Here is a 21,709-nt window from a genome sequence, read left to right as displayed (position 1 = left end):
GGTTTCGGTCATCGCAGCGCGGTTTTCTGACCACAACTTCTTGATCTCCGCATGACAGACGCCGATGGGTGTGGGAGGGGGGAATGCGGGGTGGGTTCCTAGGAAGGTTTAGGAGGTGTGGGGTGGGTGGGGCTGGGTGGGGTGCAGGGCATGGCGGGTGGGGGTGATCTGGAGCGGACATGGGACGGCCCGCGCCCCGAGGGGTGGGCGCGGGCCGGGGTGGTGCGGTCTACTTCGACGGCTCGGGGAGCTTGCAGTCGATCTTCGGGTTGGCGCCGATGTAGTTGAGTGGCCCGGCCACGATGGTCACCAGGATGGTGCCGGCCTCGGCACAGTTGGTGTCGTCGTTTCCGTAGTAGCCGCGCTGGCCAGCGGCGACGGCACCGATGACCAACCAGATGACGACGATGACTCCGAGGATCGACGAACCGCGCATGGGGGTGCCTCCGGGCTTGTGGTGTATTCGAGGTGCCGCCCATGTACCCACTCGCCGGGACCAGGTAAACGGTATTCCGGAACGGTCAGCGGGACGGTGTGGACAAATCCGTTGCCGAGCAGGGTGTCGCTACGACACGGTGGGAGAGATGAGTAGCCGCCCCGACGCACCCGTCGCCCCGCAGATCGACGAGGCGTTGGTACGCCGTCTCGTCGCCACCCAGTTTCCCGACTGGGCCGCGCTCCCGGTCCGCCAGGTCTCAGCCGGTGGCTGGGACAACCGCACCTTCCACCTCGGCGACACGATGACCGTGCGGTTGCCCAGCGCCGCCGGTTACGCCGCCCAGGTGGCCAAGGAGCAGCGGTGGCTGCCCTATCTGGCACCGCGGCTGCCGCTGCCGGTGCCCGTCCCGCTGGGCCGGGGCCGGCCGGCCGAGGGTTACCCGTTCGAGTGGTCGGTCTACGGCTGGATAGCCGGTGAGCAGGCCACCGCCGCCCGGATCGGCGACCTCACGACGTTCGCCACCGACCTGGCCGGGTTCCTGGCCGCGCTGAGCCGGGTGGACCCCGCCGCCGGGCCGGCCGCCGGCCCGCACAGCTTCTGGCGGGGCGGACCCCTGCGTACGTACGACGGGGAGACCCGTGGCGCGATCACCCGGCTCGCCCACCGGGTGCCCGCCGGCCCGGTCACCCGGATCTGGTCGGCCGCGCTGGCCAGCACCTGGGCCGGGCCGCCGGTCTGGTTCCACGGGGACGTCGCCTACGGCAACCTGCTGGTCCGCGACGGACGACTGGCCGCCGTCATCGACTTCGGCACCAGCGGGGTGGGCGACCCCGCCTGCGACCTGACGATCGCCTGGACACTGCTCGACGCGTCCGCCCGTACGGCCTTCCGAACCGCCCTCGACGTCGATGCCGGCACCTGGCGGCGGGCGCGCGGTTGGGCACTGTGGAAGGCCCTCATCACCCTCGACCACCCGAACCCGGCGCGGGTGGTCGAGGCCACGCACACACTCGACGCCCTGCTCACCGAGCCTGACAGCGGTGGCGGACCGACCGTGCCGTGATCACTCCCGGTCGGCCGGGCCATGATCACTCCCGGTCGGCCGGGGCGGGATGTCGGGCCGGCGCGGTCACCCGCCCCGGGGTCGGGCCTGTGGACGGCAGGCGAAAGGGCCGGTGGGTACGCCTGGCGACGCCCACCGGCCCTCGTCGGATCGGCCGGTCAGACCCGGGTGTCACCGCCGGTCGGCACCGGCAGTACCCGCTCGGCCTCGGTGCCCGCACCGGCCAGCACCTTCGCCTGCTGCGGCCAGGTGGCCAGGCTCGCGGCGGCACGCAGCCCGGCGGCGCGGACCGTTTCCCGCAGGCGTACCTCGTCCAGTTCGGCGAGCTGCCGGTAGGTGCGGATGCCGGCGGCCTGGAGCGCGGCCGCGATCTTCGGTCCGACGCCCTGGATGCGGCGGAAGTCGTCCGCCGGCCCGTCCTGTCCGGCGGCGGCGTCCTGAGCGACGATGCTGTCCGTAACCGGTGCACGGTCCGTAACGGGTGCACTGTCCGTAACCGGTGCGTTGTCCGCGACGGAGGTGCGTTGCGTCGGGATCACCGGCGCGACGGCGGCCGGGGCCTCGTCCGCGTCGTCGGCGACCCGGGTGGCCGGGTCGGGGTCCGGCACGGCGACCGGCGTGACCGGCTCCGGGTCCGGCACGGCGACCGGGTCGGGGTCCGGAACGGTGGTCGGGGTGGTCAGGGCCGGCTCCGGGTCCGGCGCGGTGGTCGGAACGGCCGGGTCAGGCACGGTGGACGGGTCGGCGGGCGTGGTCTCGGTCGGGACGGTGTCGGCCGTCGGGGCCGGGAGCGCTTCCTCCCCGGTCACCGGGCCGCTCGCGGCCGATCGGGGGTCGGTGGCGGCGGGTTCCCCGTCGACCGGGGCCGGTTCCGGCAGCTCCGTCGCCGGGACCGGGGTGTCCGGGGTGTCCGGGGTGTCCGAGGTGTCCTCGACGGTGGCCCGGGGCGCGGGGATCGGCGCGGTGTTCTCGTCGGCGACCGTGCTCCCGGGCGTCTCGTCCGAGGTGGTACGGCCGGTGAGGCCCGAGGTGGCATGGCCGGTGAGGTCCGCGGTGGTCGGTTCGTCCTCGATGACGGCCAGCGGGACGGACCGCTCGGCGGCGATCGTGGCGGGCGTGCCGTCGGCGGCCGGGGTCCGGTCGACGGCAGCGGTGTCGTCGACGAGGGAGGCGTCGTCGGCTGGCGGGGCGTCGTCGGCTGGCGGGGCGAGGTGGCCGGCGGACTGCGGGGTGGTCAGGTCCTGCGGGGTGGGCTCGTCGACGACGGCGACGGGCGTCGGGGAGGTGTCGACCGTGGCGTCCGGGCGGGGGGCGTCGATCGTGGCGGCGGCCTTCTCCTCGGCGGAGAGCCCGACTACCGGGTCACCCTCCACAATGGGTGTCCCGGTGGCCGGCCGCTGCCGTCCCCACAGCGCCCAGCCTCCGGCCAGGCCCACCAGCAGGGCCAGGATCACGATCAGCCATTGCCCGAACGTAGCCGGCACGGCAACCTCCCTATTGCGTATGTCGTCGAAGTCGCGAGGAAACGCGAAGACCCGCCGCAGCTTTGCACACGCGAATGTCGGACGACAGGGAGGACCGTCCCTCGTTGCGCAGGTGGAATGCCCGGTGTCGGGCGGTGGCGAAGCCGCAACGGGGTGTGCTGCCGCAACGGGGTGTGCTGCGGGCGCCGTGCCGCCGCAGTCGACCGCACCGGCCGACGGTTCAGCGCCGAACCTGCGGGGTGGGCGCGGCGGAGGCGTCCCAACTGTAGAAGCAACCGGCCGGCGCGTCGCGGGGCGACCGCCAGGTCGGCAGGTACGCCGACGTGTGTGCCGACAGCCGTTCGTTGGTCCGTTGGTACAGCGGATGGCTGCGGGCGGTGACCAGGGTGTCGACGTCCACGTCGGTGGTCTCCATCAGGTGTACGCACAGGTCGTGCAGGCGGTACAGGGACCGGTGGCGCAACCCGGTGAGACCGGGCAGTTCGGTCGCGTCGGATTCGGCGTAGATCTGGGCGACCCGCCCCTCCGCGCCGGGAATGATCCTGCTGACGATCACCAGACGGCTCATCGGACCCCTCTCGCAGGTGGTGCGCCCCGATCGGCCCGGGGCTCACGGTGGGTCCACCCTGGCGGCGGAGCTGTCACCTGCTCGTCACGTCGCCCGTCCGGATCGTGACGGCGGGCCGTCGGCGGGTGGCGGGTGGCCTGCCGGATCGGGGCCAGCGTCTCGTCGACAAGCGCGCACATCGCGGGGGACGGTTCCAGTCGCAGTTCCCGCATGAGCAGGTCCCGGTAGACGTAGAAGGCGTGCACCGCCTCGAACGCGTTGCCCTCGGCGAGGTGGATACGCACCACCAGGCGGTGCGGGGTCTCGCGGAGCGGTTCGGCGGCCATCGCCTCCAGGGCGGCCTGCAACGCCTCACCGTGCCGTCCCGCCTCCAACTGGTCGGCGGCGAGTTGTTCCAGCATGTGCAGTCGGAGCTGACGCAGCCGTTCCCGGTCCAGCAACACCCAGTCGTCGTACCAACCGGGGAGCAGGTCACGGGTGCCGGCGGCGAGCGCGAGGGTGGCGGTGCGCGGGTCACCCCCGCCGCGTATCCGGGCCGCGGTGGCGACGAGGTCGTCCACGTCGAGCCGTACCGTCGGGTCGAGGCGGACGGTGTCGCCGCTGGCCAGCAGCGGGCAGCAGGGGTCCTGACGCAGCCGCCACAGGGCGGTACGCAGCGACGACAACGCCCGTTCCTCGGGTACGTCCGGCCAGAGCAGTCCGGCCAGGTTGCTGCGGGTGGCGCCGGGGCGCAGCCCGATCACGGCGATCACCCGCTGCAGCCCACGCGGCACCACCACCGGGGAGTCGCCGTGCAGCAGCCGGAAACCGCCGAGCAGGTGCAGGCGCACCGGTGGATCGTCCGGAAGGTCACCGGCCGGCGTGCTGGCATGACCGCTCACTGGCACACCCCCTGCAGGAGAACCTGGGTCCAGATCGTCCGGTGTCCCGGCGCGGTCCCCACGACGCCGTGGCCGGGTCACTCCACGCGGTGCCGGACCCGCGGGCCGGGTCGACCGGCACGAACACTACCAATGTGATTACTCTCGGTCAATGAAAGTGTAGAGGTCGTGACTGGACCATATTGCCCCTGAACTGCGAACCGCCATCACGATGGACAGCAGGGGCATAGCTGACACACAGTCTGCGTCAACGCAGCGTCACCATCGTGCGGGGTGGTGCGGGTCGTCGGATGACGCCCGGGTGACGGGGCCGGCCGGAAGGTGACGGTCGACCCGCAATCGAGGAGGACCCGCGATGACCGTCACCCACGGCCGACCGCTCACCGGTGAGATCACCGAGATCCTGGTGACCCACTGCGGCCTCGACGCCGACGCCGCGGCCCGCGCGCCCGCCGCCACCCTGGAGGAGCTGGGGATGGACTCCCTGGCGCTGCTGGAACTGTCCGCCGTGGTCGCCGACCGCTGGCGGGTACGCATCCCCGAGCAGGCCGGGCAGCTCAGCATCACCGGCGTGGCAGACCTGGTGGCCGGCGCCGGGGCGGCCCCGCCGGTGGCCGGCGGTACGGCGGACCCCCCGGTCGGGCACACCGAGAACAGCATCGTCATCGCCGCCCCGCTGCCGCTGGTCTGGGAGATCACCAACGACGTGGCCCGCTGGACCGGGCTGTTCACCGAGTACGCGGTGGTGGAGATCCTGCACCGCGACGGTGACACGGTGCGCTTCCGGTTGACCATGCACCCCGACGAGCACGGTGTCGCGTGGAGCTGGGTCAGCGAACGCACCGCCGACCCGGCGACCTGGCAGGTGCGGGCCCGGCGGGTGGAGACCGGCCCGTTCGAGTACATGCGGATCCACTGGTCCTACGACACCGAACCGGAGGGCACCCGGATGACCTGGGTGCAGGACTTCGCGATGAAACCGACCGCCCCGGTGGACGACGCGGCGATGACCGAGCGGATCAACGCCAACAGCCGGGTGCAACTGGCCGTGATCAAGGAGCGGATCGAGCGGGCGTACGCGGGAGGCGGCGATGAGTGACGTCACCACCGGGCTGGTGGCCGCCCGGGACGTACCGGCCGACCGGCGGCGCGGCGGGGAACTGCGGGTGCTGCTCGGCCCGCGTACCGTCGGCAGCACCTCGGGGTTCATGGGGGTGGTGACGGTGGCCCCCGGTGACCGGGTGGCCGAGCACTACCACCCGTACAGCGAGGAGTTCCTCTACCTGGTCCGGGGCGCCATCACGGTCGACCTGGACGACGAGCCGGTGCCGCTGGCCGCCGGGGAGGCGCTGTTCGTGCCCCGTAACGTGCGGCACCGGTTGCGCAACACCGGCGACGTCACCGCCGAGGTGGTCTTCCACCTCGGCCCGCTCGCCCCCCGCCCGGAACTCGGCCACGTCGACACCGAACTGGTGGAGCAGCGGGGACCGTCGTGACCGGCCGGCGCACGGTGGTGACCGGGATCGGGGTGGTCGCCCCGGGCGGCGTCACCCGGGACCGGTTCTGGAAGACCCTCACCGAGGGCCGGACGGCCACCCGGCGGATCAGCTTCTTCGACCCGTCGCCGTACCGGTCGCAGATCGCCGCCGAGTGCGACTTCGACCCGGACGCCGCCGGGCTCACCCCGGCGCAGCGGCAACGCTCCGACAGGTACGCGCAGTTCGCGCTGGCCTGCGCCGCCGAGGCGCTCGCCGACAGCGGGCTCGACCTGACCGACGCCGACCGGGACGTCACCGGGGTGGTGCTGGGCACCGCCGTCGGCGGCACCACCGCCCTGGAGAAGGAGTACGTCCGGGTCAGCGACTCGGGCCGGCACTGGCTGGTCGACCACGCCCTCGGCGGGCCGTACCTCTACCAGGCGCTGGTGCCGAGCAGCCTCGCCGCCGACGTGGCCTGCCGGCACGGCCTGCACGGCCCGGCGCAGGTGGTCTCCACCGGTTGCACCTCCGGCATCGACGCCATCGGGTACGCCCACCAGCTCGTCACCGACGGCGAGGCGGACATCGTGCTGGCCGGGGCCGCCGACTCGCCGATCTCCCCGGTCACCGTCGCCTCGTTCGACGCGATCCGGGCGACCAGCCCGGACAACGACGACCCGGCCCACGCCTCGCGGCCCTTCGACGCCCACCGGCAGGGTTTCGTGCTCGCCGAGGGGGCTGCGGTGCTGGTGCTGGAGGAGTGGGAGCACGCCCGGCGGCGCGGCGCGCACGTCTACTGCGAGGTCGCCGGTTACGCCGGCCGCAGCAACGGCTTCCACATGACCGGGTTGCGGCCCGACGGGGTGGAGATGGGGCTGGCCATCACGGCGGCGCTGCGGCAGGCCCGGCTCGACCCGTCGGCGGTCTCCTACGTCAACGCGCACGGCTCCGGGACCCGGCAGAACGACAGGCACGAGACGGCGGCGTTCAAGCGGGCGCTCGGCCCGACGGCGTACCGGGTGCCGGTCAGCTCGATCAAGTCGATGGTCGGGCACTCGCTGGGCGCGATCGGCGCCATCGAGATGGCCGCCTGCGCCCTGGCCATCGAGTACGGGGTGGTGCCGCCGACCGCCAACTGGACCACCCGCGACCCGGAGTGCGACCTGGACTACGTGCCGAACGTGGCCCGGGAGACGCCGGTGGACGTGGCGTTGTCGGTGGGCAGCGGGTTCGGTGGTTTCCAGTCCGCGATGCTCTTCCGCCGGCTGGCGGTGCCGCGGTGACGGCCCCGGACGTGGTTCCCGGACTGACGGTCCGTGACGGCGGGTCCGGCCTGACGGGCTCGGGCGGGTCCGGGGTGACCGGGCCGGGTGGGCCGGACGGGGACCGGGTGCGGGCGGTGGTGACCGGGATCGGGGTGGTCGCGCCCAGCGGCATCGGCGTCGACGCGCACTGGCGGACGGTGACCGGTGGTGTCCGGCGGACCGGGCCGATCACCCTGTTCGATCCGAGCCGTTACCCCACCCGGGTCGGTGGCGAGGTTCCCGGCTTCGCGCCGACCGCGTACGTCGACCCCCGACAGCTGGTGCAGACCGACAGGTGGACCCAGCTCGGCTTCGCCGCCACCGCGTTGGCGCTCGCCGACGCCGGGCTGCCCGCCCGCGCCCCCGATCCGTACGACTGGGCGGTCACCCTGGCCAGCTCGTCCGGGGGGAACCTGTTCGGGCAGCGGGAACTGCAACGGCTCTGGGGCGGGTCGAGCCGGACCGTCGGGGCGTACCAGTCGATCGCCTGGTTCTATGCGGCGAGCGTCGGGCAGCTCTCCATCCACCACCAGTTCAAGGGGCCGTCCGGGGTACTGGTCGCCGAGGCCGCCGGTGGGCTGGACAGCCTGGCACACGCGGTGCGGACCATCCGGCGGGGTACGTCGGTGGTGATCGCCGGCGCGACCGAGTGCCCGCTGAGCCCGTACGCGCTGGCCTGTCAGCTCCGCTCCGGGCTGCTCAGCGACGTCGACGACCCGGCGGTGGCGTACCGGCCGTTCGACCGGGCGGCCGGCGGCTACGTGCCCGCCGAGGGGGGCGCGGTCTTCGTGGTGGAGGAACGGGACCACGCCCTTGCCCGGGGCGCCCGGGTCTACGGGGAGGTGACCGGCTGGGCGGCCACCCACGACGCGGTGCACACCGGCCCGGACACCGCCGGTGACCCGGTCAGCTACGCGCGGGCGATGCGGTTGGCGTTGGCCCGATCCGGGAGCACCGCCGACGAGGTGGACCTGGTCGTCCCGGACGCGCTCGGGGTGCCCCGCTACGACCGCAGCGAGGCGACCGCCTTGCGGGCGGTCTTCGGCGACCGGCCGCCACCGGTGAGCACCCACAAGTCGTTGACCGGCCGGGCCCATCAGGGCGGGTCGGCCCTGGACGTGGCGACCGCCCTGCTCGCCTTCCACCACGACACGCTGCCCGCCTCGGCGGGGCCGACCGACCCGGCCCCCGGCTGCGAACTGGACTTCCTGCGTGCTCCCCGCCGGCCCGGCAGCCGGGTGGCGCTGGTCTGCGCACGCGGCTTCGACGGATTCAACAGCGCCCTGGTCCTCCACGGTACCCCTCCACCGGCTTGACCCCGCCCTCGTTGCCTCGCCCCGCCCACCCGGCCACCGCTCAGCTCCACATCGGAGGCCGGGCGCATCGGCGGAGGTCGGCGCGGCAGTGAGCCGGGCACGGCGAAGCCGCCGGGGTGTCGCGGGCCGGCGTACGCGCCTGATCCTGCCCCGCCGATCGAGCGGCGGCAATCCAACCGGCCGCCTTTTCTGATCTAGCCATTCGCATCTAGTAATGCTCTTCGGGGCTGTCGTAGGGTTCCGTGAGCACGCCAAGAGACGTGATGTATGGGCGGTTTTCGCCCGATCCTAAGCTGGACGGTGGCCGGCGGTGACCATGTATCGCCAGACGGAAGATCCTGCGGCGCAAGACCCCGGTTGGGTGGACGAGCTGTTGTTCGCCGGCCGCTCGACCGACGTTTGTCTGCGGCTGCCCGAGCCGGTCGACCGGGCTACCCTGCACCGCCTGGTCACCGAGGCGCAGGCCCGGCTGGGCGCCGCCGGCCTACGCCCCGGCGGTGCCGCCGCATTGCGCCTTCCGCCCTCTTTGTCCTATGTGGTCAACCTGCTGGCGACCTGGCGTAGCGGGGGCCAGGCCGTGCTGCTCGACCACCGGCTCACCGACCACGAGGTCGACCGGGCGTTGCAACGGCTCACCCCGCAGGTGGTGGTGGCCCCGGCGCGTACCGGCGGTGGCGCGCTGAAGGTCTTCGTCGACGTCACCGAGAGCGTCACCGGCTACGCGGACCGCCCTGCGGTCAGCGGTCACGCCGTGATCCAGCTCAGCTCCGGCTCCACCGGTCCGTCCAAGGTGATCGGCCGCACCGCCGCCGACCTGGTCGCCGAGGTGCACCGCTACACCCGCATCGACGGGGTGGCGCTGCCCGGCGAGCGGATCATCCTGCTGCCGTCCATGGTGCACGTGCTCGGTCTGGTCGGGGGTCTGCTCTACGGTCTGCACGCCCGCGTCGAGCTGGTCCCGCCGGAGCGGCTCGGCGGCGACGCCGTGCTGGCCGCCATCGCCGCCCAGGACACCCCGGCCACCGTGCTGGGGGTGCCCTTCCACATCGGACTGCTCGCCTCCACCCGCCCCGAACGGCCGCTGCCCCAGTTCAGGCGGATGACCACCGGCGGGGAGCTGGTCCCGCCGGCCGTCGCGCAGGCCTTCACCGACCGGCACGGCGTACCCCTGGGCAACATGTACGGGATGACCGAGGTCGGCGTCATCGGCACCGACCTGCACGGCAGCCACCGGCCGGCCGTCGCGCCCGCACCCGGCATCGAGGTCCGCGAGTCCGACGGTGAACTGCTGATCAGCTGCCCCGCCTCGCCGTACGTGGGGCTCAGCGACCCGACCCGCTGGGCCGACGGTTGGCTGCGCACCCGTGACGCCGGCACCGTCGACCCGGCCACCGGCCTGGTCACCGTCCGGGGCCGGCTCGACTCGCAGGTCTCCGTGGGTGGCCTGAAGGTCGACCTGACCGAGGTCGAGGCCACCCTCGCCGGGCTGCCCGGGGTGGCCGCCGCGGTGGTCGCCTACGACGACGGGATCACCGCCTACGTGCAGCCCGACGGGCCGCTGTCCGAGGACGTGCTGGACACGCTGCTCGCCGAACGGCTGGCCGGCTACAAACGTCCGCGCACCCTGCACCTGGTGGCGCAGTTGCCGCGTACCACCACCGGCAAACTGGTCCGCTCGCTGGACGTGCTGCGCACGGTGACGCCGTGAGCGGTCCGCTCCACCCCGCCCACCGGCCGGTCCGCGAGGACCGCCGCCGGGGCGGCACCGCGTCATCACCGGCCGACCGTCGGCGGTACGCCCGAACCATCCGCACACGGTGCTCCGACCGGGCACCGGTAGCTGGCACACCGAGAGAGGTTACCGTCATGCGAGACGAGGTCCGCACCTTCGTCATCGAGCAGCTCCAGGACATGAACTACGACGTCGAGGGGATCGACGACGCCACCACCCTCGGCCCGTCCGGGGTGGACCTGGAGTCCCTCGCCCTGTCCGACCTGTCCGTCCGGGTGGAGGACCGGTACGGGCTGCGGTTCGCCGACGACGAGTCGGAGAAGCTGGCCCTGATGACGGTGGGGGAGTTCACCACCATGGTCGCCGACCGGGTCGCCGGGGCGACCACCGACCACCGGTGATGTCCGGTCAGCCCGACCTGGGGCGAGCTGACCTGGTGAGCATGCTCGCCGAACTGACCGGCAAGCCCGTCGACCAGGTGCCGCACCGGGTCGGCTCGATGGAGCTGGCCTGGCTGGTGCACCTCGTCGAACAACGCTACGGCGTGCGGATGGACCTCACCGACGACCAGCTCGCCGGCATCCGTACCGTCGACGACGCCCTGGCCGTGTTCCACACGTCCCTGACCGCCTCCGCTGATGGTTGAGCGGGCATCCGTCACGATCTCCGGCACGTACGCGGTAAGCGCCTTCGGTAGGGGGGTGGACCCACTGCTGGCCGGGGTGCTGTCCGGGATACCCGCGTTCCGGCCGGTCCGCCGGTTCGACACCACCGGTCGCCGGGTGACCGTCGCGGCCACCCGGCCCGACGTGTCGACCCTGCCGCAGGAACTGGCCGACGCGGTCGACGCGGCCTGCGACGCGGCCCGGCTCGATCCGGCGCAACGGGCCGGGTCGGCGCTGTTCCTGGCCACCCACGGCGGCCCGGCCACCCTGCCCGGCCCGTTCACCGACGACCGCCCGGTCGCGGACGCCGACGACCCGTGGTGGGCCGACGGCGAGCGGGCCGAGGCCGGTCCGGCCTGGCCGGAGCTGCCGACGCTGGCCGGTCGGCTGGCCCGGCGGTGCGGGCTCGGCGGCCCGACCCGGGTCTACACCACCGCCTGCGTCTCGGCGAGCAGCGCGGTGGCCGACGCCGCCGCGACGATCCGCCGGGGGGACACCGACCGGGTCGTGGTGGTCGCCGGTTACCTGGTGGAGCCGGACCAGTTCGCGCTCTTCGACGCCGGCCGGGCGCTCGCCGCCGACGGAGCGGTCCGTCCGTTCAGCACCGGGCGGCAGGGGCTGCTGCTCGGTGACGGGGTGGCCGCGGTGGTGCTGGAGTCCACCGCCGCGCTGCGCGCCCGGGGCGGCAGCCCGGTGGCGACGCTGGTCGGGTGGGGGCGGGCCGGCGACGCCCACCACCCCTGCCAGCCCGACCCGCAGGGCGGGGGGCTGTCCCGGGCGATCGGTGCGGCGCTGCACCGCGCCGGATTGCCCGCCGCAGCGGTCGGCTACGTCAACGCCAACGCCACCGGTACCGGGTTCAGCGACGCCTCCGAGGCGGCGGCGCTGCGCCTGACCCTCGGCGAGCAGGCCGGGCAGGTGCCGGTCAGCTCCACCAAGGCGCTGCACGGGCACGCGCTCGAGGCGTCCGGCCTGCTCGAACTGGTGGTCACCGTGGCGGCGCTGCGACACGGGAAGCTGCCGGTCAACGCCGGTTGGCTCGGCCCCGACCCGGCCTGCCCGCTGGACGTGATCACCGCCGCGCCCCGCCCGGTCACCAGCCGGTACGCGCTCAGCCTCAACGCCGCCTTCGGCGGCGCGAACACCGCCCTGCTGGTGGGTACGCCGTGACCGGCACGCGCGGCCCGGGGCCCGGGATCGCCCCGGGCCGTCCGGCCGGCCACGGCGTACCCCGGGTGCTGGCGCAGGCGCGCTGGCCGGAGCCGGGCGACGGGCCACCACCGCCGCTGCCCGGCTTCGTGCACTCGACGTTCGCGCCGCTGGTCGCGGCGGTGGCCGGGCGGTGCCTGGACCGTCGCCCCGCCCCGGCGCAGGCCGGGGCCCGGTGCGCGGTGGTGCTGGTCAGCGCCGCCGGTGACCGGCCCAGCGCCACGCACGTCCGGTCCACGGTCGCCGCCGGGGGGCGGGTCGGTCCGCTGTTCTTCTTCCAGTCGGTGCCCAACAGCGTCGCCGGGCAGGTCGCCGCGCGCTGGGGACTGACCGGCCCGGTGGTGTGCCTCAGCCCGACCGGCGACCCCGGTGCCGACGCCACCGCCGAGGCGGAACTGCTGCTGTACGACGGCGACGCCGACGAGGCGTTGCTGGTCCTGATCGAACAGGCACCCGACGCGACGCCCACCGGTGCGGTCGCGGTGCTGCTGGGGGGAGGAGACAGTCAATGAGGACGAGGGGACTGCGGGGTGCGCTCGCCGCCGACCCGCAACTCGGCGCCGGCAACGTGCTGGCCCGGGTGCTGGCCCACGGCGCGGACCCGCAGGGGCCGGGCCTGACCTTCGACACCCCGGTCGACGGGTACCCCGCCGGGCAGCCGCTCACCCTGGGCCGGCTCGACGAGCGGGTCGCCGCGCGGGCCGCCTGGCTGCACGCCCGGGGGGTGCAGCCCCGTGACCCGGTCGCCGTCTGGGCCACCGCCGCCGCCGACATGGTGCTGAGCTTCCTGGCGCTGACCCGGCTCGGCGCGATCCCGGCGCTAATGAACGGCAAACTGCGCCCGGAGATCGCCGCCGAGTACATCCGCCGGTTGCGCGGTGTCGGGGTGCTCGCCGACGCGGCGCACACCGACCTGCTGGCCGGGCACGACCCGGGCGTACCGGTGCTGGGCACCCCGGAGGAGGCCGGCACCGGCGACCCGGCGCAGGCCCCCGCCCACTACCGGCACCACCCCGACGACCCGATCGTCATCACCCACACCTCCGGCACCACCGGGGTGCCCAAGGCGGTGCTGCACTCGCACGCCAGCCTCTTCGCCGCCACCCGGCACCTGCTGTCCATGCCGCAGGCGCAGGGCACCCACCGGATCCTCAACGCGCTGCCCGCCCCGCACACCGCGACGGTGCTCATGGTCAACCAGGCGCTGGGCAACCGGGCGGAGATGTTCCTGCTGTCCGAGCAGGGCGGCGAGCGGGTCCTCGACGCCATCCAGCGGTGGCGGCCCGACGGGGTCTTCGGCTTCTCGATGACCTGGGCCGAACTGGCCCGCTTCGACCTGACCGGGTACGACCTGGACTCGGTGCGGCTGTGGTTCAACACCGGCGACTGCTCGCACGAGCCGCACGTCCGCCGCCTCGTCGCGGTCGGCTCGCGGGACGTGTTCACCAGGCAGGGCGTCACCCGGGTCCCCGGGTCGGTCTTCATCGACGGGCTGGGCTCCAGCGAGATGGGGCACTCGATGTTCCACATCACGCACACCGTCGACACCGACCGGTACGGCCGCTGCGTGGGCCGACCCTACCGGTTCGCCCGGGTGGCCGTCCTGGACGCCGAGGGCAACGAGCTGCCCCCCGGCCAGGTCGGTTTCCTCGGCGTCGACTCGCCGTCGCTGTTCCGGGGCTACTGGAACGACTCGGTCACCAGCTACCGGTTCCGGCTGCGCGGCTGGTACCTCACCGGTGACCTGGTGCGCGCCGACGCCGATGGCCGCTACTACCACCTGGACCGGGCGGTGGACTCGGTGGCGCTGCCCGACGGGCGGCGCTACTTCACCGCGCTGTCCGAGGAGCGGATCCTCGCCGCCTGCCCCGATGTCACCGACTGCACCGTGCTGATCGTCGCCGACGGCGACACGGTCACCACCGACGTGCTGCTGGAGCTGGCCGCCGGGGCCGACCCGGCGACCGACCGCACCGCGGCGATCCGGGCCGCGCTCGGGGCGGACGTCGGCGCGACCCTGCGCCGGGTGGTGCCGGTACGCGCCGACGACATCCCGGTCACCGTCACCGGCAAGGTCCGCAAGGTGGCACTGCGGGAGCGCTACCTCGCCGAGTCGTCGTCATGACCGTCGTGATCACCGGGATGGGGCTGTTCAGCCCCGTCGGGCGGGGGGTGGAGGCCACCTTCGACGCGTTGACAAGCGGGCGATCCGGGCTGAGCCGACCGCCCGAGGGGCACCCGGCCCGGGACTCGTTGGAGGTCGCCGGGGTGCTCCCGCCGATCGACCCGCGCACCGTCGCCACCGGCCCGGAGACCAGGGTGCTCGACCGGGTGGTGGTGTTCGCCCTGCTCACCGCCGCCGACGCGCTCTCCGACGCGGGCATCGAGGTGGGCCGGGACGTCGACCCGGGCCGGATCGGCGTCATCGTGGGCGGGGTCGGCGGGATGGCCACCCTGGAGAGCCAGGTGATCGCCAGGACCGCCCGGGGTCGTTCGGCGGTCAGCCCGTACCTGCTGACCGGGATCCTGCCGAACATGGCCTCGGCGCGGATCGCCATCGCCCACGGCATCCGGGGTTACAGCTCGGCCGTCGGCACGGCCTGCGCCTCCGGGGCCCAGGCGGTCGCCGACGCGGCCCGGCTGATCCGGGCCGGCGAGGCCGACGTGGTGCTCTGCGGGGCCAGCGAGGCGCCGCTCTTCCCGACCTTCGCCGACACCTTCGGCAACGCCCGCGCGCTGGCCCGCGGCTGGGCCGACCCGACCGAGGCGAGCCGGCCGTTCGACAGGCGGCGCAACGGGTTCGTGCTCGCCGAGGGGGCCGCCCTGCTGGTCCTGGAACGGGCCGGGCACGCCGCCGCCCGGGGTGCCCGGACGTACGCGGAGGTGGCCGGCTACGGCACCACCACCGACGCCCACCACCCGACCATGCCCCGGCCCGACGGCGAGGGGGCGGCCGACTGCATGCGTGCCGCCCTGCACAGCGCGAACGTCGCACCGGCCGAGGTCGGCTACGTCAACGCCCACGGCACCGGCACCAGACTCGGTGACATCGCCGAGAGCGCCGCGCTGGGGAAGGTCTTCGGCGTCGGTGGGGTGCCGGTCAGCTCCACCAAGGCGCTCACCGGGCACCTGCTCGGCGCGTCCGGGGTGGTGGAGACGGCCGCCTGCGCGTTGGCGCTGGGCGCCGGTCTGCTGCCCCCGACCTACCACCTGGACGATCCGGACCCGGACTGCCCGGCGGACCACGTCCGGGACACCCCCCGGCCCACCGGGACCGACCTCGCGCTCACCAACTCGTTCGGATTCGGCGGGCAGAACGTGAGCCTGCTGCTGCGGCGTACCACCGGGGCCGGCGCCCGGCCCGTCGGGCCGGGGAGGTGATCGGCGCGGCGACCCGGGCCGCACGTGCCCGGACGGCAGTCACGGGGGGACATGGGGAAGGGCTGGAGAGATGGACATTCGCGGAATAGACCACATCGAACTGTACGTGGGAGACGCCCGACAGGCGGCCTTCTACTTCGGAACCGCCGTCGGCTTCACCCTGCGTGGGCAGGGCGGGCCGGAGACCGGGTTGGCGGGGCAGCGTTCCCTGCTGCTGGGGCAGGCCGACATCCGGATGGTGCTGACCTCCGGGCTCACCGCCGAGCATCCGGCCTCGACGTACGTGTCCCGGCACGGCGACGGGATCGCGGTGGTGGCGGTGGAGGTCGGCGACGCCGCCGGGGCGTACGCGGAGCTGGTGGAGCGGGGTGCGACGCCGGTGACGCCGCCGCGCACCTGGACCGGCGCGGACGCCGAGGTGGTGACCGCCGAGGTGGGCGGCTTCGGTGACGTGCTGCACCGGCTGGTGGAGCGGCGCGGCGACCGGGCCGACTTCCTGCCCGGCGCGATCGAGGCGACCCCGCCCGGCGGGGTCGACCAGCGGCTGCTCGCCGAGATCGACCACCTGGCGGTCTGCGTGCCACCCGGTCAGCTCGACGACACCGTCGCGCACTACGAGCGGGTGTTCGGCTTCGCGCAGATCTTCGAGGAGCACATCGAGGTCGCCGGTCAGGCGATGAACTCCAAGGTGGTCCAGGACGCCTCCGGGCGGGTCACCCTGGTGTTGCTGGAACCGGACGCCGGTCGGCGGCCCGGCCAGATCGACGCGTTCCTCACCGAGCACCACGGCGCCGGGGTGCAGCACCTCGGGTTGCGCACCGACGACATCGTCGGCGCGGTCGGTGCGCTCGGGGCGCGCGGGGTGCGGTTCGCCGGCACCCCGGCCGCCTACTACGACGACCTGGAACGGCGGGTCGGCAAGGTCGACGCGCCACTGGACCGGCTGCGGGACCTGAGCATCCTGGTCGACGCCGACCACGGCGGGCAGCTGTTGCAGATCTTCACCGAGTCGATGCACGTCCGCCGCACCCTGTTCCTCGAGTTGATCGAGCGGCGGGGGGCGCGCACCTTCGGCAGCGGCAACATCCGGGCGCTGTACGAGGCCAAGGAACGGGAGCTGGCCGTGGCGGGGGCGACCCCCGCCGTCGCGGCCGGCACGGCACGAGGAGTTGGGGCATGACCACGACACATCCGGGGCTGACCGTCGAGGAGGAGGCGCTGCTGCCGTCCGACTCCGACGTGCGGCACTACGCCGAGCACGGCTGGTACCTGTCGGAGAAGCTGCTCACCGACGACGAGGTGGACGCCCTGACCGCGGCCACCGACCGCTACTACGACGGCGAGCGGGACCGCACCCTGCCGGTACGCCCGCCGAAGCTCGCCTACTGGGAGCCGTCGAAGGGGCCGGTGCAGCGGCACAACGACTACGTCCACGTCGAGCACGACGGCATCGCCGCGATCCTGCGTAAGCCGCTCATCGGCGCGGTGGCGGCCCGGTTGGCGCAGGCCGACGAGATCCGGATCTTCCAGTCCACGCTGATCTACAAGCCGCCGATCTCCGGTGAGCCGTCGAACATCGTGCCCTGGCACTTCGACAAGCACTACTGGTCGTCCTCGTCGTCGGAGAAGATGCTCACCGCGTTCATCCCGTTCCACGACTGCGGGGAGGAGATGGGCACCATCACCATGGTCGACGGCTCGCACCGGTGGTCGGAGATCGGCGCGAACGACACGGTGGTCCGGCACTTCGCCGAGCGCGACCGCGACCAGCTGGAGGAGATGCTGGCCGAGAACGCGGCGCACAACGGCGCGCAGATCCGCAAGATCCCGATGGTGATCCCCAAAGGGCACCTCAGTTTCCACCACTGCCGCACCTACCACGGCAGCGGCGCCAACGTCAGCGGACGCCCCCGTCGGGCCATCTCGCTGCACCTGCAGGACGGCGACAACGCCCACCGGGAGTTCCCGCTCTCCGACGGCACCCTCGCCGCGTACAACCACGACGTGCTGGTCCGCCGTACCCCCGAGGGTCGGCCGGACTACGCGGACCCCGACTACTGCCCGGTCATCTGGCGCGAGCGCGCCCAGCAGGGAGGCTGAACATGTCACGGTACGACTGGGGTAAGACACACCCGGGCATCGAGCGGCTGGAGAAGGCGGTGACCGACCGCCGGGACGTGGTGGTCAAGCACCCGCTCTATGCCAATCTGGACACCCACGAATCACTTGTCACCTTCATGGAGCACCACGTCTTCGCGGTCTGGGACTTCATGTCCCTGCTGAAGTCGTTGCAGCGGCAGCTCACCTGCGTCACCGTGCCGTGGATCCCCACCGGGCCGACCGGCAGCCGCCGGTTGATCAACGACATCGTGATGGTGGAGGAGAGCGACGAGCTGGGCGAGGGCTTCATCAGCCACTTCGAGCTGTACGTCCGGGGGATGGGCGAGGCGGGCGCGGACACCGGTGCCGTCGACCGGCTGGTCGCGCTGCTGCGCGCCGGCTCGTCGGTGACCGACGCGCTGGTCGAGGCCGGGGTGCCGGAGCCGTCGCGGGCCTTCGCCGCCACCACCTGGAAGATCATCGAGTCGACCCCGGTGCACTGCCAGGCCGCCGCGTTCGCGTTCGGCCGGGAGGACCTGATCCCCGACATGTTCACCCAGGTCGTCGCGGTCAACGAGCGCAGCAACCGGCTGCACACCTTCGTCGACTACCTGGAGCGGCACATCGAGGTCGACGGCGAGCAGCACACCCCGATGGCGATGCAGATGCTCGCCGACCTGTGCGGCGACGACGACGTCAAGTGGCAGGAGTGCGCCGACACGGTCAACCTGGCGTTGACCGCCCGCGCGCAGCTCTGGGACGACATCCTCGCCGCCGTCAAGGAGGGCCGCGACCGGTGACCGACGCCGACCCGGCCCGGCTCTACCGCACCGTACGGCTGATCCGCCGGTTCGAGGAGCGGGCCATCGCGCTGGTCCGCTCCGGGCACATCGTCGGCGGCATCCACCCCTACCTCGGTCAGGAGGGGATCGCCGCCGGCGTGTGCGCCGCGCTCGGCGACGGGGACCTGGTCACCGGCACCCACCGCGGGCACGGGCACGTGCTCGCCAAGGGTGCCGACCCGGCCCGGATGATGGCCGAACTGTGCGGCCGGGAAACCGGACTGAACCGGGGTCGGGGCGGCTCGATGCACGCGGCGGACCTGTCCATCGGGGTGCTCGGCGCCAACGCCATCGTCGGGGCGTCCCCGGCCATCCTCACCGGTGCGGTGTGGGCCCACCGACAGCGCGGGAACGCCGTGGTCGGGGCGAGCTTCTTCGGCGACGGCGCGGTCAACGAGGGGATGCTGCTGGAGGCGTTCAACCTGGCCGCGCTCTGGCGGGTGCCGGTGCTGCTGGTCTGCGAGAACAACGGCTACGCCACCACCATGCCGGTGGCCGGCGCGGTCGCCGGCACCATCACCGGCCGGGCCGAGGCGTTCGGCATCCCGGCCGTCGTCGTCGACGGGCAGGACCCGGAGGCGGTCCGGCAGGTCACCGCCGCCGCCGTCGCGCGGATGCGCGACGGCGGCGGGCCGGAGCTGGTCGAGGCCCGCACCTACCGGTTCGACGCCCACCACACCTTCGAACACTCGGTACGCCTGGACTACCGCCCGCCGCAGGAGGTGGCCGACGGCCGGTCCCGGGACCCGGTGGCGATCCAGGGCGCCCGGCTTTCCCCGGCCGACCGGGCGACGATCGACGCGGAGGTGGAGGCCACCCTCGACGCGGCCGTCGCGTTCGCCCTGGCCGGCCCGGAACCGGACCCGGCCGGTGCGCTCGACCACCTGTACGCCAGTGGGCTGACCGGCCGGGGAGGTAGCTGATGCCCCGGCTGTCGTACCGCAAGGCGCTGACCCGGGCGCTTGCCGACGAGATGACCCGGGACGAGGCGGTGTTCCTGCTCGGGGAGGACATCCGGGTCGGCGCGTCCAATGTCACCCCGGGCCTGCTGAAGCGGTTCGGGCCGGACCGGGTGCTCGACACCCCGCTGTCGGAGCAGGCGTTCACCAGCTTCGCCACCGGGGCCGCGCTGGCCGGGATGCGACCGGTGGTGGAGTTCCAGATCCCGTCGCTGCTGTTCCTGGTCTTCGAGCAGATCGTCAACCACGCGCACAAGTTCCCGATGATGACCGGTGGGCAGTGCGCGGTGCCGGTCACCTACCTGGTGCCCGGGTCGGGTTCCCGGACGGGGTGGGCGGGGCAGCACTCCGACCACCCGTACTCGCTCTTCGCGCACGTCGGGATCGTCACCGTGGTGCCGGCCACCCCGGCCGACGCGTACGGGCTGCTGGTGTCGGCGATCCGGCACGACGACCCGGTGGTGGTCTTCGCCCCGGCCGGCGCGCTGGAGGTCCGCGACGACGTCGACTTCGCCACCCTCGCCCCGGTGCCGCTGGGACGGGGAATGGTCCGGCGGGCCGGCGACGACGTCACAGTGGTCGCCGTGGGGCACCTGGTGCACGACGCGCTGGCCGTCGCCGAGGAGTTGGCCGACCAGGTGTCGGTGGAGGTGTTCGACCCACGCACGCTCTACCCGTTCGACATCGACGCCCTGGTCGACTCGGTGTCCCGCACCGGCCGGCTGGTGGTGATCGACGACTCCAACCGGTCCTGCGGCATCGCCGCCGAGATCATCACCTCGGTGCTGGAGCGGGTGCCGCTGACCGCGCCGCCGCGCCGGGTCACCCGACCGGACGGCGCGGTGCTGCCCTTCTCGCCCGCCCTCGACCGGGCCGTGCAGCCCGGCCGGGCCGCCCTCGCCGCCGCCATCCACCACGTGACCAAGGACTGTCCATGATCGATGTGAACTACCCGTGGCCGGAGCCCGGCAGGGCCTGGGCGGAGCTGCCGGAGTCGACCCGTACGGCGATGGTGGCCGCGGGCGCGCAGGAGTGGGAACGGATCTTCCACGGCCGGGCGACGTACAACAAGCAGTGGCGGCTGGCCCGGCCACCGGTGTTGACCGCCGACGCGTTCCGCGAGCTGAACGAGGTCTGCGACCGGATCGCCCAGCTCATCCTGGACGCCTGCCGCCGCCGCGCGTCCACCGCCGGTGAGCTGCGCGCGCTGCTCGGTGTGCCGGTGGGGCAGACCCGGCTGCTCGACGAGGACGAGCCACTGACCGAGGCGCTGCTGGCCGCGTACCGGCCTGATGTGCTGTTCTCCGGTGGGGAGCCGCGGATCGTCGAGTACAACATCGACAGCAGCCTGGGCGGGGGCTTCGACGCGGACACGGTGATCCAACGGTTCGGCGCGCTGTACCGGGAGCGGGGGCTGCTCGACGGCCTGTCGGCCCGGCCCGCGCCGTCCCTGCTGGACCAGCGGTTCGTGGCGATCCGCACCGAGCTGGGCCTGCCCGAGGGGGCCCGGGTGGCGCTGCTGATGGACTTCGAGGCCGACTACCCGGGGCTGGACGACCCGGAGACGTTCATCCGGATCCTCTCCCCGCTGATCGACCAGGCCCGCCCGTTCGGCATCGACTTGGTCATCGCCCCGGTCGCCACGGCCACCCTGGACGCCGACCGGCGGCTGGTGGTCGGCGGCGCACCGGTGGACGCGCTGTTCCGGCTCTTCGTGCCCAACCGGGTCACCCCGAGCGCCGGGCTGGAGGCGGTGGCCGGGGCGCTCGACGCGGGCACCCTGCCGATGTTCGTCAGCGCCGCCGCCTGGCTGCTCGGTAACAAAATCAACTTCGCCTGGCTCTATGAGGACCTGGACCTGCTCCCCGCCGACGACCAGGCTCTGATCCGCCGGTACGTGCCGCACACCGTGGCGTTCACCGCCGCCGACCTGGACCGGGCGCTGGCCGACCGGGAGAACCTGGTCGCCAAGCCCGCCGACGGCTCCGCCGGCTTCGGCGTGCTCATCGGCCGGGAGCTGAGCCCGCAGGAGTGGGCCGACGGCCTGCGCGCGGCCCTCGACCGGGGCGGCGACATCCTCCAGCGGTACATGCCCGCCGACCGGGTGGCGATGGACTTCGTCCAGATCGAGACCGGCGAGACGGTCACCGCCGAGGTGCCGTACAGCATCGCTCCGTACCTGTTCGGCCGCACCGGCTCCGGTGCCCTCGCCCGGGTCGGCTACCCCGGCTGCGACGAGGTCCTCAACCTCGCCCGAGGCGTCCTCCTAACCGGCATCCTCCTCACCC

22 protein-coding genes are annotated in these 21,709 nt (G+C 73.4%); 18 read left to right on the top strand and 4 right to left on the bottom strand.

All coding sequences use genetic code 11. The annotated features are described in order from the left end of the window. Positions 1–229: 229 nt before the first annotated feature. Positions 230–436, bottom strand: a complete 207-nt coding sequence (locus tag AC0AIB_RS28175) for a hypothetical protein (protein ID WP_091251220.1) — start codon at positions 434–436, stop codon at positions 230–232. Between the two features lie 148 nt (positions 437–584). Here AC0AIB_RS28175 and AC0AIB_RS28170 point away from each other — a divergent pair, with 148 nt between their 5' ends. Continuing rightward, the gene (locus AC0AIB_RS28170) at positions 585–1,502 is read left to right on the top strand and encodes an aminoglycoside phosphotransferase family protein (protein ID WP_465097825.1); all 918 of its coding nucleotides are present in this window, start codon (positions 585–587) and stop codon (positions 1,500–1,502) included. Positions 1,503–1,660: 158 nt separating this feature from the next. On the opposite strand, the gene AC0AIB_RS28165 is transcribed toward AC0AIB_RS28170, so the two are convergent. The 3 genes from AC0AIB_RS28165 to AC0AIB_RS28155 all read right to left on the bottom strand — a co-directional run bounded on the left by AC0AIB_RS28165 (position 1,661) and on the right by AC0AIB_RS28155 (position 4,435). Then, a complete protein-coding gene (locus tag AC0AIB_RS28165; RefSeq protein ID WP_465097824.1) occupies positions 1,661–2,986 on the bottom strand; it encodes a hypothetical protein in 1,326 nt (441 codons plus the stop codon). A gap of 220 nt (positions 2,987–3,206) precedes the next feature. Further along, positions 3,207–3,554 (bottom strand): TcmI family type II polyketide cyclase, encoded by a 348-nt coding sequence (locus AC0AIB_RS28160; RefSeq protein WP_328347515.1) that lies wholly within the window; start codon positions 3,552–3,554, stop codon positions 3,207–3,209. Continuing rightward, positions 3,551–4,435: an AfsR/SARP family transcriptional regulator gene (locus AC0AIB_RS28155; protein WP_328347513.1), complete on the bottom strand. Its 885-nt coding sequence runs from the start codon at positions 4,433–4,435 to the stop codon at positions 3,551–3,553. Before AC0AIB_RS28155 ends, AC0AIB_RS28160 begins: the two co-directional genes overlap by 4 nt. Before the next feature lie 355 nt (positions 4,436–4,790). On the opposite strand from AC0AIB_RS28155, the gene AC0AIB_RS28150 reads away from it, so the two are divergent. From AC0AIB_RS28150 to AC0AIB_RS28070, 17 genes are all read left to right on the top strand, one after another. Beyond that, positions 4,791–5,534, top strand: coding sequence for an SRPBCC family protein (locus tag AC0AIB_RS28150; protein ID WP_328347511.1), 744 nt, complete (start codon positions 4,791–4,793; stop codon positions 5,532–5,534). Continuing rightward, positions 5,527–5,931, top strand: coding sequence for a cupin domain-containing protein (locus tag AC0AIB_RS28145; RefSeq protein WP_328347509.1), 405 nt, complete (start codon positions 5,527–5,529; stop codon positions 5,929–5,931). The genes AC0AIB_RS28150 and AC0AIB_RS28145 overlap by 8 nt, the downstream gene beginning before the upstream one ends. Next, positions 5,928–7,196 (top strand): beta-ketoacyl-[acyl-carrier-protein] synthase family protein, encoded by a 1,269-nt coding sequence (locus tag AC0AIB_RS28140; protein WP_328347507.1) that lies wholly within the window; start codon positions 5,928–5,930, stop codon positions 7,194–7,196. Before AC0AIB_RS28145 ends, AC0AIB_RS28140 begins: the two co-directional genes overlap by 4 nt. 107 nt (positions 7,197–7,303) lie before the next feature. After that, the gene (locus tag AC0AIB_RS28135) at positions 7,304–8,533 is read left to right on the top strand and encodes a beta-ketoacyl synthase N-terminal-like domain-containing protein (RefSeq protein ID WP_328348808.1); all 1,230 of its coding nucleotides are present in this window, start codon (positions 7,304–7,306) and stop codon (positions 8,531–8,533) included. A 316-nt stretch (positions 8,534–8,849) separates the two neighbouring features. Continuing rightward, a complete protein-coding gene (locus AC0AIB_RS28130) occupies positions 8,850–10,241 on the top strand; it encodes a class I adenylate-forming enzyme family protein (protein WP_328348807.1) in 1,392 nt (463 codons plus the stop codon). Between the two features lie 158 nt (positions 10,242–10,399). After that, positions 10,400–10,666: an acyl carrier protein gene (locus tag AC0AIB_RS28125; RefSeq protein WP_328347505.1), complete on the top strand. Its 267-nt coding sequence runs from the start codon at positions 10,400–10,402 to the stop codon at positions 10,664–10,666. Further along, the gene (locus AC0AIB_RS28120) at positions 10,666–10,911 is read left to right on the top strand and encodes an acyl carrier protein (RefSeq protein WP_328348806.1); all 246 of its coding nucleotides are present in this window, start codon (positions 10,666–10,668) and stop codon (positions 10,909–10,911) included. Before AC0AIB_RS28125 ends, AC0AIB_RS28120 begins: the two co-directional genes overlap by 1 nt. Then, positions 10,904–12,100, top strand: coding sequence for a beta-ketoacyl-[acyl-carrier-protein] synthase family protein (locus tag AC0AIB_RS28115; protein ID WP_328347503.1), 1,197 nt, complete (start codon positions 10,904–10,906; stop codon positions 12,098–12,100). Before AC0AIB_RS28120 ends, AC0AIB_RS28115 begins: the two co-directional genes overlap by 8 nt. Positions 12,101–12,126: 26 nt before the next feature. After that, positions 12,127–12,651, top strand: coding sequence for a beta-ketoacyl synthase chain length factor (locus AC0AIB_RS28110; RefSeq protein ID WP_465097826.1), 525 nt, complete (start codon positions 12,127–12,129; stop codon positions 12,649–12,651). Beyond that, positions 12,648–14,264 (top strand): class I adenylate-forming enzyme family protein, encoded by a 1,617-nt coding sequence (locus AC0AIB_RS28105; protein ID WP_465097823.1) that lies wholly within the window; start codon positions 12,648–12,650, stop codon positions 14,262–14,264. The genes AC0AIB_RS28110 and AC0AIB_RS28105 overlap by 4 nt, the downstream gene beginning before the upstream one ends. Beyond that, positions 14,261–15,520, top strand: coding sequence for a beta-ketoacyl-[acyl-carrier-protein] synthase family protein (locus AC0AIB_RS28100; RefSeq protein WP_465097822.1), 1,260 nt, complete (start codon positions 14,261–14,263; stop codon positions 15,518–15,520). The genes AC0AIB_RS28105 and AC0AIB_RS28100 overlap by 4 nt, the downstream gene beginning before the upstream one ends. Before the next feature lie 70 nt (positions 15,521–15,590). After that, positions 15,591–16,700 (top strand): 4-hydroxyphenylpyruvate dioxygenase, encoded by a 1,110-nt coding sequence (hppD, locus tag AC0AIB_RS28095; RefSeq protein WP_328347497.1) that lies wholly within the window; start codon positions 15,591–15,593, stop codon positions 16,698–16,700. Beyond that, a complete protein-coding gene (locus AC0AIB_RS28090; protein ID WP_328347495.1) occupies positions 16,697–17,620 on the top strand; it encodes a phytanoyl-CoA dioxygenase family protein in 924 nt (307 codons plus the stop codon). The genes hppD and AC0AIB_RS28090 overlap by 4 nt, the downstream gene beginning before the upstream one ends. 2 nt (positions 17,621–17,622) lie before the next feature. Continuing rightward, entirely contained in the window at positions 17,623–18,420 is a 798-nt protein-coding gene (locus AC0AIB_RS28085) for a DUF3050 domain-containing protein (protein ID WP_328347493.1), read from the top strand. Continuing rightward, the gene (locus AC0AIB_RS28080) at positions 18,417–19,385 is read left to right on the top strand and encodes a thiamine pyrophosphate-dependent dehydrogenase E1 component subunit alpha (RefSeq protein WP_465097821.1); all 969 of its coding nucleotides are present in this window, start codon (positions 18,417–18,419) and stop codon (positions 19,383–19,385) included. The genes AC0AIB_RS28085 and AC0AIB_RS28080 overlap by 4 nt, the downstream gene beginning before the upstream one ends. After that, a complete protein-coding gene (locus tag AC0AIB_RS28075) occupies positions 19,385–20,359 on the top strand; it encodes an alpha-ketoacid dehydrogenase subunit beta (protein ID WP_328347489.1) in 975 nt (324 codons plus the stop codon). The genes AC0AIB_RS28080 and AC0AIB_RS28075 overlap by 1 nt, the downstream gene beginning before the upstream one ends. Then, a partial coding sequence (locus AC0AIB_RS28070) for an ATP-grasp domain-containing protein (protein WP_465097820.1) occupies positions 20,356–21,709 on the top strand: 1,354 nt, incomplete at its 3' end. The genes AC0AIB_RS28075 and AC0AIB_RS28070, both read left to right, overlap by 4 nt.

It is taken from the genome of Micromonospora sp. DSM 43699, from assembly GCF_055517075.1.
This window is presented reverse-complemented; position numbering and strand designations above follow the sequence as displayed.